This window comes from Mycolicibacterium sarraceniae, from assembly GCF_010731875.1.
Taxonomy (GTDB): domain Bacteria; phylum Actinomycetota; class Actinomycetes; order Mycobacteriales; family Mycobacteriaceae; genus Mycobacterium; species Mycobacterium sarraceniae.
Map to the genome: position 1 here is coordinate 2,073,932 of NZ_AP022595.1, position 16,464 is coordinate 2,090,395.

Annotated in this window: 15 protein-coding genes and 1 pseudogene; 6 read left to right on the plus strand and 10 right to left on the minus strand. The window is 64.8% G+C overall.

Features of this window, described 5'->3' with window-relative positions:
• Positions 1-34: 34 nt before the first annotated feature.
• The 7 genes and pseudogenes from G6N13_RS10270 to G6N13_RS10300 form a co-directional block, all read right to left on the minus strand.
• On the minus strand, positions 35-1,315 hold the full coding sequence (locus G6N13_RS10270) for an MFS transporter (RefSeq protein WP_163696748.1): 1,281 nt from the start codon (positions 1,313-1,315) through the stop codon (positions 35-37).
• 52 nt (positions 1,316-1,367) lie between these two features.
• Positions 1,368-1,550 (minus strand): hypothetical protein, encoded by a 183-nt coding sequence (locus G6N13_RS10275; protein ID WP_163696750.1) that lies wholly within the window; start codon positions 1,548-1,550, stop codon positions 1,368-1,370.
• A 1,468-nt stretch (positions 1,551-3,018) separates the two neighbouring features.
• The gene (gene istB, locus G6N13_RS10280; protein ID WP_163694606.1) at positions 3,019-3,774 is read right to left on the minus strand and encodes an IS21-like element helper ATPase IstB; all 756 of its coding nucleotides are present in this window, start codon (positions 3,772-3,774) and stop codon (positions 3,019-3,021) included.
• A gap of 50 nt (positions 3,775-3,824) precedes the next feature.
• Positions 3,825-5,356 (minus strand): annotated as a pseudogene (gene istA / locus G6N13_RS10285) (IS21 family transposase).
• A 699-nt stretch (positions 5,357-6,055) separates the two neighbouring features.
• Positions 6,056-6,946, minus strand: a complete 891-nt coding sequence (locus G6N13_RS10290) for an SIR2 family protein (protein ID WP_163696752.1) — start codon at positions 6,944-6,946, stop codon at positions 6,056-6,058.
• 164 nt (positions 6,947-7,110) lie between these two features.
• On the minus strand, positions 7,111-7,734 hold the full coding sequence (locus tag G6N13_RS10295) for an ImmA/IrrE family metallo-endopeptidase (protein ID WP_163696755.1): 624 nt from the start codon (positions 7,732-7,734) through the stop codon (positions 7,111-7,113).
• A 3-nt stretch (positions 7,735-7,737) separates the two neighbouring features.
• Positions 7,738-8,304 (minus strand): helix-turn-helix domain-containing protein, encoded by a 567-nt coding sequence (locus G6N13_RS10300; protein ID WP_163696756.1) that lies wholly within the window; start codon positions 8,302-8,304, stop codon positions 7,738-7,740.
• A gap of 254 nt (positions 8,305-8,558) precedes the next feature.
• Between G6N13_RS10300 and dnaK the strand changes: the two genes are divergently transcribed.
• From dnaK to G6N13_RS10320, 4 genes are read left to right on the plus strand one after another with little or no spacing between them, the layout of a single operon-like run.
• Complete coding sequence (gene dnaK, locus G6N13_RS10305) at positions 8,559-10,409, plus strand: molecular chaperone DnaK (protein WP_163696758.1); 1,851 nt, start codon at positions 8,559-8,561, stop codon at positions 10,407-10,409.
• Positions 10,406-11,059 (plus strand): nucleotide exchange factor GrpE, encoded by a 654-nt coding sequence (gene grpE, locus G6N13_RS10310; RefSeq protein WP_163696760.1) that lies wholly within the window; start codon positions 10,406-10,408, stop codon positions 11,057-11,059. The genes dnaK and grpE overlap by 4 nt, the downstream gene beginning before the upstream one ends.
• 34 nt (positions 11,060-11,093) lie before the next feature.
• On the plus strand, positions 11,094-12,284 hold the full coding sequence (dnaJ, locus tag G6N13_RS10315; RefSeq protein ID WP_163696762.1) for a molecular chaperone DnaJ: 1,191 nt from the start codon (positions 11,094-11,096) through the stop codon (positions 12,282-12,284).
• Positions 12,284-12,658 (plus strand): heat shock protein transcriptional repressor HspR, encoded by a 375-nt coding sequence (locus G6N13_RS10320; RefSeq protein ID WP_163696764.1) that lies wholly within the window; start codon positions 12,284-12,286, stop codon positions 12,656-12,658. The genes dnaJ and G6N13_RS10320 overlap by 1 nt, the downstream gene beginning before the upstream one ends.
• Here G6N13_RS10320 and G6N13_RS10325 read toward each other — a convergent pair.
• From G6N13_RS10325 to G6N13_RS10335, 3 genes are all read right to left on the minus strand, one after another.
• A complete protein-coding gene (locus G6N13_RS10325) occupies positions 12,655-13,557 on the minus strand; it encodes an aldose 1-epimerase (protein WP_163696767.1) in 903 nt (300 codons plus the stop codon). The genes G6N13_RS10320 and G6N13_RS10325 overlap by 4 nt on opposite strands.
• Before the next feature lie 174 nt (positions 13,558-13,731).
• Complete coding sequence (locus G6N13_RS10330; RefSeq protein ID WP_163696769.1) at positions 13,732-14,892, minus strand: FAD-binding oxidoreductase; 1,161 nt, start codon at positions 14,890-14,892, stop codon at positions 13,732-13,734.
• A gap of 23 nt (positions 14,893-14,915) precedes the next feature.
• Positions 14,916-15,584: a GAP family protein gene (locus tag G6N13_RS10335; protein ID WP_163696771.1), complete on the minus strand. Its 669-nt coding sequence runs from the start codon at positions 15,582-15,584 to the stop codon at positions 14,916-14,918.
• 61 nt (positions 15,585-15,645) lie between these two features.
• On the opposite strand from G6N13_RS10335, the gene G6N13_RS10340 reads away from it, so the two are divergent.
• Positions 15,646-16,062, plus strand: a complete 417-nt coding sequence (locus tag G6N13_RS10340) for a hypothetical protein (RefSeq protein WP_163696773.1) — start codon at positions 15,646-15,648, stop codon at positions 16,060-16,062.
• A 43-nt stretch (positions 16,063-16,105) separates the two neighbouring features.
• Positions 16,106-16,462 carry a hypothetical protein gene (locus tag G6N13_RS10345; RefSeq protein WP_163694282.1) on the plus strand — a complete coding sequence of 119 codons (357 nt, stop codon included), beginning with the start codon at positions 16,106-16,108 and terminating at the stop codon, positions 16,460-16,462.
• The last annotated feature ends 2 nt before the right edge of the window (positions 16,463-16,464 follow it).

The following is a 16,464-nucleotide window of genomic DNA, read 5'->3' on the forward strand; positions in this document are numbered from 1 at the left end:
TACGTCGTCAAACACCACATACCGGCTTCCTTTGCTATGAAGTTGCATGGTTGTTCCTCCTCAATGATTGGCGTACGACGGCGGTCGCTGACGTGAGTGCCATGACGACCAGTACCGCCAGAAGTGCCGGGCCCAGGTCGGTGGCGAGCAGTGGAGCCAACGCCATGCCGGCGGGGGCGCCGATACCGGTCAGAGTGGATTCAACAGCGGAGAATCGACCCAGTTCTGCGCGCGGCAATCGCTGCTGCATCGCAGTGGTCCAGTGAATGCCGGCCCAGGTCGTCACCAACGCTCCAGCACCGAAGACTCCACATATCAGGACAATTCGCAGCGGACTTGGCTGTAGTCCGAAGATCAAGGCGCCCTGACCGCCCAGCAAACACGCCAAGACGAACACCCCGATTCCGTAGGCTGCTTTACCGGTGGCCGCAGCCGTCACAGACCCCGCGAGTGAGCACAACGCCATTACCGTCGATATGAGTGCCCACGCTCCGGCGTTGCCCGTTTCATGGATGATCCGCGTCGGGGTGTAGACCGCGATCATGCCGATCAAGACCGACGTGATGCACCAAAACAGCAAGGATGCGCGAAGGAAGTGATCTCGGCCGACGATGCGGGTCGCCGCACGAAGGGTGCTTTCGCCGGCGGGGCTCAGGTCACGGTACGCGCCGGTCGTCTCGCTGGAATCGCAGTAGGTGCTGGGGAATTGGGTCCGTAGGCGCCAGAGTATGGCGATGTTGAGAGTGAAGGTCATGCAGTCGAGTGCCAAGATGCCGTTGAAGCCGATGCTGTTGAGTGCCGCGATTCCCAGCAGCGGTCCGCCGATGAGGCTGAGGTCCGTCGCGACGGAGAAGGCAGCATTGGCTCGCGTGAGATGGGGTAGGCCCACGAGATCTGGGAGCGCGGTGTGCTGGGCAGGGCGGTAGAAGCCCGCCCCGGCGCCATAAAGGGCGGCCGACAGGGCCATCGCGGGCACGGAGTTGCCGGCCGTCGCGATCACGGCTAGCAGGGCGCCCTGCGCGACGACTCGCACCAGATCAGCGAACATCATGACCTGCAACGGGTTCCTCGTCGACGCGAGACGGCCGCTGATCGGAGTGACGGCGACATTTCCGATCCACAAGCAGATCAACACAGCTGACAACGCCCAAGGTGAGCTTGAGGCCCGCAGCACCTCCACCGTGAAGGCAATCGGGATCAGCCCATCAGTCAGCGTGGAGCCCATGTATCCGCCATAGAGCAGGCGGAAGGCTCCGTTGTGCCGCAACGCGACGTGCTGCGGTCTTCCGATATCTACGTCAGGTTCTGCTGTCATGTGCCCATCCAGATGATTCCGGGAGTCGAATATTGACGTTCTGTTGTCTACTTCAGGGTGGTGCTAGCGACCCGAAGGCCGCCGTCGAATTCAGTGCTGCGTCAGTGCCCAACGTCCTGGCGCGGTCCCGTATCGTGAACGGCTTGCCCGGGCCTGCCGTGAGTTGATCGCTCTCCTGCAGAACCTCCAGCAGCATGTCGCTCGAGGAGGCCTTGGTGTTCGGTGTTGATTCCATAGCGGTTCCTTTCACATTGCCGACTCCCGGAATCATCGCCAAACCGTAGTTGCAACAACCGGTCTCAGCACTCCCGTGGGGTGCCGTTCAACTGTTCAACCACGCCTTGCGCGGCCACCTTCGATCTGCGCTCACTACTCATCTCCCGCGGATCGTGAGCTGCGCAACGCCTTTGCGATCTCAGACCAGTTGCGAGCACATCGGTCAGCGAACTCGGCCAGCGCTGGCCGGCTGTCCTCTGGGATGTTGCGCGCGATGTCGCAGGGATCTGCGTCATCGAGGGCACGGGAATGCAGCCACCGCAACAGCGACCTACCAGCTTCGGTCATCCGGATCGAGGGATCCTTCGCGAGCATGTCCAACAGCGGCAACGCGGCGTGATTGACACACCGCTCTGGTGCGGACGCTGGCAGCGTGTCTCGACAGTCACATTCGGTCCTGCGTCCGCCCGACGTCCGTGTGGTGGGAACGGGGTTGTCTCCACGTGCAAGTCGAGCACGGACGTCGCGAACGGTTCCCGGTGAGACACCGGCGATCTTGGCCACGGTGCGAAGCGAACTATCTGGATGGGCCAGTAGGTATTCCGCGGCAGCTTGTCGCCCTTTGGAGGCGCTGAGCGGCCGCATGCGCCCGTCACGACCCAATCGGGTGTTCAACTGCTCGGAGTTTGCAATCGAACGCCTAATAGCAGCGACAGTCGTGGCGGACAGTCCGGTCGACTGTGCCACCGATCGGTCTGACCACTCCGGGTGTGACCGGATGATCCGCGCAGCTGCCGCTCGTCGCTCCGGCAAGCTCAGGCTCAACCCGTGACGGACGTTAAGTGCCACCGCGACAACGAATGCCGCCTCAGCCGACCCGTCGAAATACAACGCCTCCACGGTGTCGTGGCCTTTCATCAGCGCCGCATACACACGATGAATACCGTCGACGACCGTTCTGGAGCTTCTATGCACGATAATGGGCGGCAAGGGGCCTTCGACCTCAGCCAGCTGCAGGGTGTATCTGGGATCCTCCCCACCCAGCCGAGGGCTGTCGCCTATCCGCAGGCTCATGATGGCCACCACCTCCGGTCCACCCGAGTGGGAAAGCGCGCCTTCAAGAAGCCCGCGTACACCTGGTGGAAGGGACTGAAGCGAGCCCAGCTGCCCTATCACGCCGGGGTGGGGCTTCCTCACGGATGCGTCAACGCCCGGCCGCGTTCCGTCTGCCAACAACAGACTCCTTCTTTCACGTCCGAATTCGACTGCGCGCGCAGGACGGGAGAAGACGAGGAGTCCGAAAACCTGACATCGACGAACGCCAAGTGCTGCCACCCCAACTGAGCGCATGGGCATGAATGCTGCTTCCACGTGTTGGAGGGGCATTACATTTGTCCACGGTCACGTATTTCCCCAGGGGTTGCCGTCACGTAATTCCCCAGGTTCAGGTGCTGCTGCGGTGAGCGTAGCGAACCGCTAAGTGGGTGTCAGGTGGTCTTGGTGCCGGGTCGTTTCCGGGGTCGGTAGGACGGGCCGTCCATGAGGACTTGGTGGCTGGTGTTGATGAGTCGGTCGAGCAGCGATTCGGCCACGACCGGGTTCGGAAACAGCGGGTACCAGTCCTTCGGGGCCCGGTTGCTGGTCAGGATCAGGGGCTTGGCGGCGATGGCGCGGTCGGAGACAAGGTCGTAGAGGTCGTCGCTTTGGGTGGGGGTGTGCTCACGCATCGCGAAGTCATCGACGATCAGGACCAGGGGGCGGGTGTATTCGCGCATGCGTTGTCCGATGGTGCGGTCGGCGTGGCCGCCGGCGAGGTCGGCGAGCATGCGGGAGCATTTGACGAAGCGGATGTCGCCGCCGCGGAGTGCGACTTGATGCCCGAGTGCCTGTGCCACATGGGTTTTCCCGACTCCGACGGGTCCGTAGAGAATCACTGATTCACCGGCCTCGAGCCAGCGCAACGCGGCCAGGTCGCGCAGCATCGCAGCGGGCAGTTTCGGGCTGACGGTGAAGTCGAAGTCCTCGAAGGTGTTGGGCTGTTCGAAGCGGGCGCGGCGGACCCGTCGGGCCAGGGCGGCGGTCTCCCGGCGGGCGATTTCGTCTTCGCAGAGTACTTGGAGGAATTCCAGGTGTCCGAGTTTCCCGTCGCGGGTTTGAGCCAGGCGGGCATCGAGGGTGTCGAGCATGCCGGTCAGTTTGAGGGTCTTCAGTGCGGCCCGCAGGCTGGGATCGTGAATGGTCATGACTATGTCCTTGGAGTTGAAGTGGTTGCAGTGGAGGTGTTTTCGTGCGCTCAGGCAGTGAGGTCGGTGTCGAACGCGTCAGGTCCTCGCAGCATCGCCGGTGGTGGCGGGACGACGGCGGGCGAGGCATGGTCTGCTTCGGTGCCGGCGACCAGGATGCCTTTGACGGTGCGATAGCCGGGGTCCCCGACCTGCAGTGCTCGAGTGCAGGCCGCGTCCAGTCGGCGATCGCCGTACTTCGCGCAGGCGGATGATCCCCTGGATGGCGCGGAGCCGGTGGATGGCGTTGACCGTGGACAATTCGGCGACGACCGCGACGGCGCCGGGCCCGATCTGCTCGGCCTGGGTGCGGCACCACGTCACGGTGCGCAGGGTGTGGGCGATCTTGTGGGGCGGGTAGTGCTCGACATTGGTCGAGCGGCCCGCCAGATGCAGCACGTGAGTCGCGACCACGGTCCCGCTGTGGAAGATCTGCACGACGTCACCGGCGGTGCGGGCGGTGACCTGCTGGCCGATCAGCCGCCACGGCACCGAGTACAGCGCCTTGCCGGACTTGACGTGGCAATCCGCGGCGACCCGCCCGATCGAGTAGATAACCGACTCAAACACTCTGGGCGGCAACGCCATCAGCGCATCGCGTTCGATCGCTGCGAACACCGACGCCGGGGTCTGCCCATCCAGACCGCGGTGCTTGTGGACCCCGTATACCTGCGTGGACCACCTGATCGCCTCGGCCTGCATCTGGGCCAGCGAGGTGAACTCGCGGCCGGCGAAGAACGAGTCCCGAATGTAGGGCATCGGCCGCTCGATGCGAGGTTTGTCCTTCGGCTTGCGGGCTCGCGCCGGATCGATCAGGGTGCCGTAGTGCGCGGCGAGCTCGCCGTAGGCCGGATTGATCAGCGGATCGTAGAGGTCGGGTCGCTCGACTCCGGTCTTGAGGTTGTCGCACACCAGCCGCGCCGCACGCCGCCGAAGAACTCGAACGCCGCGACATGCGAGGCATTCCAGGATGTTTGATCCATCCGCAACACCGGTTGGACGAACAACGCCCGTGAACACGACAGGATCATCGCGAATACCCACACCGCGACGCGGCGCCCGATTGCGGGTCCCACCACATCCCGAGCTTGCCGTAGTCGATCTGCGCTTCACTGCCGGGTTCGACCGCACCGCGGGGTACCGTGACTTTGCCTTCGAGTCGCTCCTCGGCGAAAGCGGTTGCCACGTAACGACGTACCGTCGATTCGGACACATCCACATGATGGTCGTCGCGGAGGCGCTGCGCGATGGTCGCCACTGTCACCGGAACCTTCAGCTGCTCGGCGATCCACTGGTGATGCACGGCGATCTGGGGCCATGTCAGTGCCCGCGCCACCGGATCGATGAGCTCGGGAAACCAACGCCCGATGCGTGCCCGCCATAGCTGCTCGTCAAACTCCTCCGGGCACGGTGCCAGACCCTCGGCCAGCGCCGGGGCCAGATACTTGCGGATGGTCTTGCGGTCGATGCCCAGCGCCTCATTGATCTGCACCTGGGATCGGCCGGCATTCCAGTGCCGGAACATCTCCACGAAATCAGTCACGTCCCACGATCTCCTCGCCACTCAAGGCCCCTTCCAGGACCCCTGGCGGGGCACCTGAACGGAGCGAACCTGAACAGCGCCCCAACCCCCACCGGACACGCCCCACGGGGTGGGGAATTACGTGACCGAGGGTGAGGAATTACGTGACGGACAACCCCTCAGACCTGGGGAATTACGTGACCGCTGACATACATTCGACGCTAAGCCGGATTGCACAGCGAATCTCGACATGACATGACAAGGAATCCCGCCGATTCATAGGCACAGGCGGTGACCCGTGAGCAGGCAGGTCCATGTCCACCAGCGCAGGCACCAAACAGCCGGCGGCCGAACGAGAACTCGCCACCAACGCAATGCGCGCATAGCACTCACTGCTTGGAAGCGAGCACCGGCCCACGGAACTAACTGCAGTGCAGGCTGGCTACAAAAAGGATCTGTTGAACGTCAAACAGTGGCAGATCGCCACCGGACCCGAGATTTGCAAAATCCGCGGATAACCCCCGCGACTGAGACTTACCCGCAGAGAGCTGGGGCAGAGCCGTGAGCGCGAGATGCTTCGACGAACAGACCGCGTCGGATATCCCCCATGACGCAGCTCCTTCCCAAATCGTCGAGACGATAACTCGAACGGATTCTTGCCCGCGTAGCCTAACATGTGAAGGCGGACGCCGACCAGGGATTCGCTCTGCCGACGTCGCACTACCAGGCCGAATTTGCCTTCAGGCAAAGGTAATTCGAAGCACCGATCCCAGGTTTGATGGAGTCAACGATGACTGTCGGACGCTGGTAACAGAATCGGCCGGAAGCAGCCGGCCTTCTTCGACTGCGGTCGTCGCAGTGCGCGCAACAATATGCTGTCGATACGTAGCCGAGCCGGTACTTGTTCCCCCCGGGCGCGATGATGCGTTGCGTTCCTCGCAAGGCCAGATCGCTGCGAAGGCACTCTCCGTTGTGGCTGAACCAGTCCAGACTGCCATGCGGTTTCGATAGTCGGATATGAGGACGTGGTCTGACTGTCAACTTTGCGCCCCGGCCAACGGTGGGCTGCCGTTGGAGGAGCTCTTCTCGGCTTAGCGACTCGTTCAACCGTCCGATCGTGTGCCCATAGAACATGGTGTCCATTCGGACGCCCGCTCTTGCTGCGTGGACTTCGAGCAGACGGTCGTAGTTGGTAGTTATGACGTCGGCCACGTCGCTGGTGCGCAGGATGTGCGCGAACAGTCGCCCGAATGCCGAGATGGTCTCTTCCGCGAGGATCTGCGATATTGCTGTCGCTTCGGCGTCCTTCACGTGGTTAGCGATAGCGGAGGTCAATTGGTCGGCAAGACTGTCAGCCAAGTTGCCCTCGCCGAGGGCTGATTCCAGCCCCGCGCCTGCGGCGAGTTCTGCGCTGATGCGTTGCCACTGGGCCGTGCCTTCTTCACAGAGAGTGCCCGGCGCGGTGGGTATCGCTTGCTGTAGGTGGTCGGCGAGGGCGCCCATACTGGGCAGTCCGTAGTGGCACGATGCGCCGGATCCCACGACAATTGTCAGGCCACGGCGGAAGACGCCTTGAATGGAGCTGTAGAGATCGTTGGCGGTGATCCCCATCCCAGCCCCCGCCCCCGTGCAGCCCGTCGATCGCGGCGCTGCGTCATAGCGCCGCTCCGCGTTGAGACGGATCGTACGACCCGTGGTGCGTCGATCGTAGGATCAACCTCCAGCGAGTGTCGCAAACTGCCCCAACTCGAAACGCGACGATCTGCTGGCGATCGTCAACGAACCAACCGCAGCTGCGAATGGCTCATCGTCGCGGCGTTGTTCATGGCTGGCGCATCCACACCGGCAGCGGCGGCGCCTAGCTCGACGCCGAACGTCAACGCTCGGACTTCCTGGACTGGCACACGGAGCTCCGCGGCGACCTGTCTTGCGGTGACTGTGCCCCGGGTTCCGAGGATTTGGGGGAACACTCGTGACATCTCATGGTTCGGCATTCCGCCCGGCTCGCCCTTTCGGAACCCGCGACCTGATAGCTCGATGCATGTGTTGCGGTAGGCCCAGTCGGTCATGCGTCCTGCGGCGTGCGTCGCGTGTGCTAGAGCCGTTGCCGAGACCTTGAACTGATCCCGAACCTCAAGTAGATCCGAAATCGGAGGGTTGCTCCGCAGGTATTCCGGAATGGCGTCACCGGGGATCAGGAACTCGGAGGCAAACTCATTAGCCTCACGCTCCTGTGCTGTGTCGTCACAGGCAGCGGCTGGATGTAGCACAAGGTGCCCGAGTTCATGGGCGACATCGAACCGCATTCCCTCAGGGGACCGCCGGCGTGCCAAGAACACAAACGGTTTGTCGTCGTGCCAGGTGGAGTAGGCGTCCACCTTCTCGGCGATAGGTGGCAACGTTTATACCCGCACGCCGCGTGATTCGGCCAGCTGCACTGCGTTAGGCAGCGGCCGTGTCCCCAACCCCCACTCGGCCCGCACCAGGCGTGCCGCGAGACGCGGCTGTTCCCCCGGGTGGGTAGGCACGTCTACGAGAGGCAGGATGAATCGCCTCGAGATCCACCGGTCGATCTCGATCCCGATCGACCCCGCGGCCACCGCGGCGCCGCGGTGTCGTGCCGTCGCTCGCCGGGCGGCGCGGAAACTGACGGTCCTCATCTCGATCTCGGGCGCATCCGGGGCAGTGAAGAATTCTGCTGGGAACTCCAGGGCCTGCGACAGAGTCTCCGCGGAATCACGGGGGGCTTCACCGGATTCGTACCGGGTGATCGACCTCGGCGTCACCCCAAGTGCCCGCGCCAGCTCAGCCTTGGTTAGTCCGCGACGGGCGCGAGCGATACGGATGCGGTCTGGATCGAGGAACCGGTCAGGATGCTCGGCATCGACGCGGTCGAAGTCCACCGTGACCGGCTCATCGTCGTCCGCGATGTAGCTGACTTCGGTCGCCGCACCCTTACCGGATGTCACGACCTGACTGTGCCTGACGCCGACACTCTAATGACTTTCCGACACGCCTCCGACAGCTAAATGACAATCCGACAACTTACGCGGATTCCTACAGATGGGAATGGCCGGGAACAAATTCGGATTCCCTCCCGTTGACCCTCTCGACAACATGAGTGATACAGACTCAACTATGGCTTGACAACCGCCCATCGGCGGGGGCAGTCTTGAGCCTGGTTCGCTCAGATCCAAAGACGTAACTATCAGGAGGATTCATCATGGCTCGTGCGGTCGGCATCGACCTCGGGACCACCAACTCCGTCGTGGCGGTACTGGAGGGTGGCGACCCTGTCGTCGTCGCCAACTCCGAAGGATCCCGTACCACGCCGTCCGTGGTCGCCTTTGCACGTAACGGCGAAGTGCTGGTCGGCCAGCCCGCCAAGAACCAGGCAGTGACCAACGTCGACCGGACCATCCGTTCGGTGAAGCGACACGTGGGCACCGACTGGTCCGTCGAGATCGACGGCAAGGACTACACCTCGCAGGAGATCAGCGCCCGCGTGCTGATGAAGCTGAAGCGCGACGCCGAAAGCTACCTGGGCGAGGACATCGCCGACGCGGTCATCACCGTGCCGGCGTACTTCAATGACGCCCAGCGCCAGGCCACCAAGGAAGCCGGCCAGATCGCCGGCCTGAACGTGCTGCGCATCGTCAACGAACCGACTGCGGCCGCCCTGGCCTATGGCCTGGACAAGGGCAGCAAGGAACAGACCATCCTGGTCTTCGACCTCGGTGGCGGCACGTTCGACGTCTCGCTGCTGGAGATCGGCGACGGTGTCGTCGAGGTCCGCGCGACCTCGGGTGACAACCACCTCGGTGGCGACGACTGGGATGACCGGATCGTCGAATGGCTCGTGGACAAGTTCAAGGCATCGGCGGGCATCGACCTGACCAAGGACAAGATGGCCATGCAGCGGCTTCGTGAAGCCGCCGAGAAGGCCAAGATCGAGCTCTCGTCCAGCGGAAGCACGTCGATCAACCTGCCCTACATCACCGTCGACGCCGACAAGAATCCGCTGTTCCTCGACGAGCAGCTGACTCGCTCGGAGTTCCAGAAGATCACCCAGGATCTGCTCGACCGCACGCGTGCGCCGTTCCAGCAGGTCATCAAGGACGCCGGCATCTCGGTCGGCGATATCGATCACGTGGTGCTGGTGGGTGGTTCCACCCGCATGCCCGCGGTGACCGATCTGGTCAAGGAACTCACCGGTGGCCAGGAGCCCAACAAGGGCGTCAACCCCGACGAGGTCGTCGCGGTCGGTGCTGCTCTGCAGGCCGGCGTGCTCAAGGGCGAGGTGAAAGACGTTCTGCTGCTTGACGTCACACCGCTGAGTCTCGGTATCGAGACCAAGGGTGGCGTGATGACCAAGCTCATCGAACGCAACACCACCATCCCGACCAAGCGGTCGGAGACCTTCACCACGGCCGACGACAACCAGCCGTCGGTGCAGATCCAGGTCTATCAGGGTGAGCGTGAAATCGCGGCGCACAACAAGCTGCTCGGCTCCTTCGAGCTGACCGGCCTGCCGCCGGCTCCGCGCGGGGTACCCCAGGTCGAGGTGACCTTCGACATCGATGCCAACGGCATCGTGCACGTCACCGCCAAGGACAAGGGCACCGGCAAGGAAAACACGATCAAGATCCAGGAAGGCTCCGGCCTGTCCAAGGAAGAGATCGACCGGATGATCAAGGACGCCGAGGCGCACGCCGAGGAAGACCGCAAGCGTCGCGAAGAGGCCGACGTCCGCAACCAGGCCGAGTCGCTGGTCTACCAGACGGAGAAGTTCGTCGCTGAACAGCGTTCCGCCGAAGGTGGATCGAAGGTCCCCGAGGAAACCTTGACCAAGGTCGAGGCCGCGGTCACCGACGCGAAGACGGCGTTGGCCGGCACCGACATCGGTGCGATCAAGTCCGCCATGGAGAAGCTGGGTCAGGAGTCGCAGGCTCTCGCCTCGGCAATCTATGAGGCCACCCAGGCCGACCAGGCCGCCGACTCATCGGGCCGCGCGTCCGATGACGACGTCGTGGATGCCGAGGTCGTTGATGACGATGATCAGGAGCGCAAGTGAGCGAAGGTCGCGAGGACGAACCGGTAACTGTCACTGACAAGCGCCGAATCGACCCCCAGACCGGACAAGCTCGCGAGCCTTCCGGCCCGGCCCCCAGTGGGCCGGCGCCGGAGGCCGCGGGTGCCGGCGGGGACGCCGACAAGGTCGCCGACAAGGTCGCCGAACTCACCGCCGATCTGCAGCGCGTGCAGGCCGACTTCGCCAATTACCGCAAGCGCGCGCTGCGCGATCAGCAGGTAGCCGGCGAGCGGGCGAAGGCCACGGTGGTGAGCCAGCTGCTCACCGTGCTCGATGATCTCGACCGGGCCCGCAGCCACGGCGATCTGGAGACCGGCCCGCTGAAATCGGTCGCCGACAAGCTGACGGCCGCCCTGGCCGGGCTGGGCCTGACGGCCTTCGGCGCCGAGGGTGACGAGTTCGATCCGTCACTGCACGAAGCCGTACAGCATGAGGGCGAGGGCTCCAAGCCGGTGCTCGGGACGGTCATGCGGCACGGCTACAAACTCGGCGACCTCGTGCTGCGGCACGCGCTCGTCGGGGTGGTCGACACTGTCCCGGAAGGATCGGCCGGGTCCGCCGGAGAAGCCCCCAAGGCCGACACGCCCGTCAACGGCGAGCAGAGCGGCGCACAGAACGCAGAATCGAACTAACACGATGACGAACGGTGAGAGGAGGTGACGCGGCATGGTCCAGCGAGAATGGGTTGAGAAGGATTTCTACAAGGTGCTCGGCGTCTCCTCCGACGCCAGCGAAGACGAGATCAAGCGGGTTGCCCGCAAGTTGCTCGCCGAGAATCACCCCGACCGCAATCCGGACAACGCCGCAGCCGACGACCGCTACAAGGAAGTCGGCGAGGCCAGGGATGTGCTGACTGATCCGGCCAAGCGTAAGGAGTACGACGAGACCCGGCGGCTGTTCGCCAGCGGCGGCTTCGGTCGTCGCGGCAACGGCAACGGTGGCGGTGGTGGTTTCGGCGGATTCAGCAGCTACGGCGCCGACGGCGGCGAGTTCAACCTGAACGATCTGTTCGACACCGCCGGTCAGACCGGCGGCACGAACATCGGCGATCTGTTCGGTGGCCTGTTCGGGCGCGGCGCACCGCCGCGACCAAGCCGGCCGCGGCGCGGCAAGGATCTCGAGACCGAGACTGATCTCGATTTCCTGGAAGCGACCAAGGGTGTGGCCATGCCGCTGCGGCTGACCAGCCCAGCGCCGTGCACGAATTGCCATGGCAGCGGCGCACGCCCGGGCACCAGCCCGAAGGTATGTCCGTCGTGTAACGGCTCTGGGGTGATCAACCGCAACCAAGGCGCGTTCGGGTTCTCCGAGCCCTGCACCGACTGCCGGGGCAGCGGCTCGATCATCGAGAACCCCTGCGACGAGTGCCACGGCACCGGCGTGACCACCCGGACCCGCACCATCAATGTCCGGATCCCACCGGGCGTCGAGGACGGTCAGCGCATTCGGCTGGCCGGTCAGGGTGAGGCGGGGCTGCGCGGTGCGCCGTCGGGTGACCTGTATGTCACCGTGCACGTGCGGCCGGACAAGGTGTTCGGGCGTGACGGCGACGACCTGACCGTGGCTGTGCCGGTGAGCTTCACCGAATTGGCTTTGGGTACAACACTTTCCGTTCCCACCCTGGAGGGTAAGGTCGGCGTGCGGGTGCCCAAGGGCACCTCGGACGGCCGGATCCTTCGGGTTCGCGGGCGTGGTGTGCCCAAGCGCGACGGCGGCCACGGCGACCTGTTGGTCACCGTCAAGGTTGCGGTGCCGCCCAACCTCGAGGGTTCGGCGCTGGAGGCGTTGGAGGCCTATGCGACCGCCGAACGGACCAGTGGCTTCGACCCACGGGCGGGATGGGCGGGCAACCGCTGATGGCTGCATCAGAAGAAGCCCGGACATTTCTGATCTCGGTGGCCGCCGAGCTGGCCGGTATGCATGCGCAGACGCTGCGCACTTACGACCGGCTCGGCCTGGTCAGTCCGCGGCGCAGTTCTGGTGGCGGGCGGCGGTATTCGGAGCGTGACGTCGAGCTGCTGCGCGAGGTGCAGCGGCTGTCGCAGGACGAAGGTGTCAACCTGGCCGGGATCAAGCGGATCATCGAACTGACCAATCAGGTCGAGGCCCTGCAGTCGCGGGTCGAGGAGATGATGAACGAGCTGGAATCATTGCGCGCCAACCAGCGTCGTGATCTGGCGGTGGTGCCCAAGAGCACGGCGCTGGTGGTCTGGAAGCCGCGCGGGCGTTAGGTGAGCCGGACGGTGAACACCGCGGTGGCCGGCTGATCCGGCGTCGCCGTGCGGTAGGCACCCGTGCGCAGTGAGTTCGTCTGCGCGGTCATCGGCTCGATCGCGACCAAATCATCACTGGCGGGGGCGAAGATCTGCGCCGCCGGGAAGCCCTGGTCATAGACCACCTCGATGCGGCGGTCACCGCCGGCGAGGGTGAAAACCGCGCCGCCTGGCACCTCGTCGAAACCATCGTCAAATATCTTGTCGCCCAGCTTCTCCGAGAATGCCGGCCACTGATCGGTGGCGCCCGTGGGGATGCCCTGGCTGTCCACCGTCAGATGGCGCAGCCGCGGCGTCTGCAGTGTCCACTCCGATCGCGGCACCCCGGCAATAGTGAAGTACGGGTGGAACCCGTAGCAGAGCGGTACCGACACCCCGGTGGTCGGTGTGACTGTCGTCGCTACCGTGAGCGCGCGATCGGCCAGGGTGATATCGAGAGTGAGCACGTGGGGGAACGGGAAGCTGGCCAGCAAGCCCGGGTGATTTCCGAAGTCCAGGCCGGCGGTCAGCTGGTTCCCGGATTGTTCGGTGACCACCCAGCCCGGGTAGGCCGAGAGCACACCGTGTATTGCCAAGCCGTGCTTGTCGGTGTGAACGCCGCCGGTGCCGTTCGTCAGCGTCACGGCCCCGCCGTCGACATCATATCCGTTGGCGCTCAACCGATTAGCCCACGGATACAGGATGGGGATACCGAACGTCTTGGCGTTCGTCAGGTAGGCGTCCAGTCCCCGGCGCTGTCCCAGCAGCTCGACCCCGTCATCGGACAGTGACGTGCAGATCATGCCGGCCGACGGCACGTACGTGGCGGTCAGTGGTGAGGATGGATCGCGCAGAACGACGGATGCCAGCTGGGCCATCGTCGGAGTCTAACGATGCGGCGGGGAGGGAACGCCGTCGCGGCGAGCCCGTCCCAAATCGGCCATCACCCGGTCGACCACCGTTACCTACGCGGCATCTCTGTTCGCCGATGTCGTCACGATCTTGATGGCGCAGGTAGGTGTCGAGGCGCCGTTCCAATGACCAGTCCCAGTTCAGAACGGGTCGTGCTGGATGCGCTCGGGCGGCGTTCCTTTGGCGATCAGCGCGTCATGGGTGGCGCGCACCATGGCGGGGCCGCCGCAGATCAAGATCTGGCGATCTCCCCACGACCCGTATTTCGTCACCACGTCGGGGAGTCGTCCGGTCTGGCGCACGTGGAGTCCGCGGGGCGGCTGGACGTCGGGATAGGCGGCGGCCCACGGCGGGTCAAAGCTGTACTCCGACACCGGGGATACCGATAACCACGGGCTGGAGCCGGCGATCTCCCAGAGGGTGCGCAGGTCGTACAGCTCGCACGGGTAGCGGGCGCCGAAAAACAGGTGAACCCGTGGGTTCTCGCCGAACCGGCACAGGTCCATGATCAGCGCGCGCAGTGGGGCCAGCCCGGTGCTGCCCGCCACCATCAGCACGTCTCCCCCGTCGCGGTCTACGTCCATCGCGCCGTGCGGACTGGACAGTCGCCACCGGTCGCCGGCGCGGGTTTCGGCCACCATCGCATTGCTAACCATGCCGCCCGATACCGCGCGCACGTGGAACTCGATGAAGCCGTCCGGATCGGGCGGCATGGCGGGGGACAGAAACCGCCAGCGGCGCGGCCACTGTGGGATTTGGACACTGACGTATTGGCCCGGGTGGTAGGTCATCGGGCGGTCCATGCGCAGGCGGACGACCCCGATATCGCGCGAGACCCGATGGTGCTCCAGCACGGTGCCGTCCCACCACGCCGGCCCGTCATCGGCGTCGGCCGCGCCGGCCATGATGGCAGTGATCAGGTTGATGGCCTGGGTGGCGGCATCCTCGACGGCGGGGGTCCAGCTGTCGATCAGATGGCTGCGCATGGTGGAGTACCAGGCTCGCCGCAGGCTGTCGTAGTGCTGTTCGGTGACACCGTATTTGCGGTGGTCTCGGCCCAGCTGCGCGAGGAAGGCCACCGGTTCCTGGGCGCGCTGGGCGACGAACTCGCCGAATACCCAATGTATCGCCCGGCCGAATGCCGCCCGCTGGGACGCCAGCTCCGGCCCGAACAAGTCACGCACGGGTGCGTCCAGCGCGAACCACCGGGTGTACATGCGGCGGAGCAGTTCCTCGGAGTCTGCCCCGGGGTTCAGGGCAGCATGCAGCACCCGAAGCGAATCACGATCCTCGAGGCCCACGGCCGCGATCTTAGGCGGGTCGCCTACAGGCCGTGGATGCCCTTGTACAGCACCATCGCTGCGAGGACGACCAGGATCACGGCGACCAGCGTCGCGTGCTGGGCCTCCATCCAGTTCTTCAACCGGGTCAGCGGTTCGTCCAGTCGCTCACCGGCCACTAGATAGGCCAGTACCGGCAGCGCCACCGACGAGGCGGCGGTGGCGGTGAACACCGCGTCGGCCGTCCACGCCCCGGTGGTCCCCAGACCCGCCGACCCGATCGCCAGGCCCGCCGCGGCACACATGAACAGAACCTTGGGGTTGATGACCACCAGAACGACCGCGGTGACGAAGGCTCGGCCGGGGCCGATGCTCGTCATCGATTTCAGCCAGCGGGGGGCGCGTTCCGAGCGGTTGCGGGTGAACCACCGGTAGAGCCCAAAGACGATGAGCGCGGAGCCGATCACGAGGCGGACATACGGCGCCCAGGTCGGCTGCTTGTTCAGCCCGCCCAGAGCGTTGGACACCAGCACGAACCCCGCCGTGAGTCCGGCGATACCCAGCACCCAGCCCATCAGGAACGCGATGCTGGTCGGGCGGGGCGACGGTGTGTGCAACATGAGAATGCCGGGGATGATCGTCAGCGGGGACAGCGTGATCACCAGGGCCAACGGGATCAATTCGGCCAGTTCGGAACCGAGACTGGTCGTCATCGGTTCCTCCCGGCGCTAGTCGGACAGCGTACGGCCACGGCTGACCGTACTATCTCCCCCCGTGGGCAAGCGTGCCGACGAGGAAAAGGGCGATGACGGCCGCGACGGCCGGCAGTACACCTTGGTCTACGTCTCCGGGGTCGCAGCGATACTCCTGCTGGTGTTGCTGGTCTATGCCGTCATGGACACCGCGGACAGCTCGCAGCGCCAGGACGGTCCGGTGACGAACGTGCCGACGACGCGGACCACGTCGACGACCACTTCCCGCACGTCGACTCGGACCACGACGACGACGTCGCGGTCGGTCTCGACCACCGATCTGAATCCGACCTCGGGGCTGGCGACATCGTCGTCAGAGACCTCCGGCGCGCCGACGGAGCCGCCGGAGACGGACTACTCCACCCCCACGACGACGACCACGGTGACGATGACGAACCCGTACGCCACCACGTCGGCCCCGAACGCCGGCCGTACCTAGTGATCCATGCTCGAGTGATTAGCGCCGGCTGTCCTGGATTCGGGTGGCAGGGGCAACCGAACTCCGGATTTCCGTGCTGACCGATCCGCATCTCGATTGGGGAATCGCGGTCACCGTCGCCAGCGTACGGGCGCTGCATCACTGGCTGGACAGCGCCGCGCGCCAACGCTCGATGGGTATCGGACGGCGGGGCGGAATACTCTGTGCCACAGCAGATATGGTGATCGGGGAATGCGGTGGCGTAGCGGCGGGGGTGGGCTTCTTCTGGCATACTGTGGCGATGGGCCGGGCCCGCTGCGGTCGAGGCCCGGTTGGCCGAGGTGAGCGCGCGGTTCAGCGGTTTCGCACCGAGCACCCGACGGTGCTGCTGCTGTTGCGGTGTTTCGATAATCGCATCTGACA

Bases quoted from the DNA above. Each gene is read 5' to 3' on its own strand.
- G6N13_RS10270 (WP_163696748.1), bottom strand. From the start codon at position 1,315: ATGACAGCAGAACCTGACGTAGATATCGGAAGACCGCAGCACGTCGCG.
- G6N13_RS10275 (WP_163696750.1), bottom strand. From the start codon at position 1,550: ATGGAATCAACACCGAACACCAAGGCCTCCTCGAGCGACATGCTGCTG.
- istB (WP_163694606.1), bottom strand. From the start codon at position 3,774: ATGACCATTCACGATCCCAGCCTGCGGGCCGCACTGAAGACCCTCAAA.
- G6N13_RS10290 (WP_163696752.1), bottom strand. From the start codon at position 6,946: ATGGGGATCACCGCCAACGATCTCTACAGCTCCATTCAAGGCGTCTTC.
- dnaK (WP_163696758.1), top strand. From the start codon at position 8,559: ATGGCTCGTGCGGTCGGCATCGACCTCGGGACCACCAACTCCGTCGTG.
- dnaJ (WP_163696762.1), top strand. From the start codon at position 11,094: ATGGTCCAGCGAGAATGGGTTGAGAAGGATTTCTACAAGGTGCTCGGC.
- G6N13_RS10320 (WP_163696764.1), top strand. From the start codon at position 12,284: ATGGCTGCATCAGAAGAAGCCCGGACATTTCTGATCTCGGTGGCCGCC.
- G6N13_RS10325 (WP_163696767.1), bottom strand. From the start codon at position 13,557: ATGGCCCAGCTGGCATCCGTCGTTCTGCGCGATCCATCCTCACCACTG.
- G6N13_RS10335 (WP_163696771.1), bottom strand. From the start codon at position 15,584: ATGACGACCAGTCTCGGTTCCGAACTGGCCGAATTGATCCCGTTGGCC.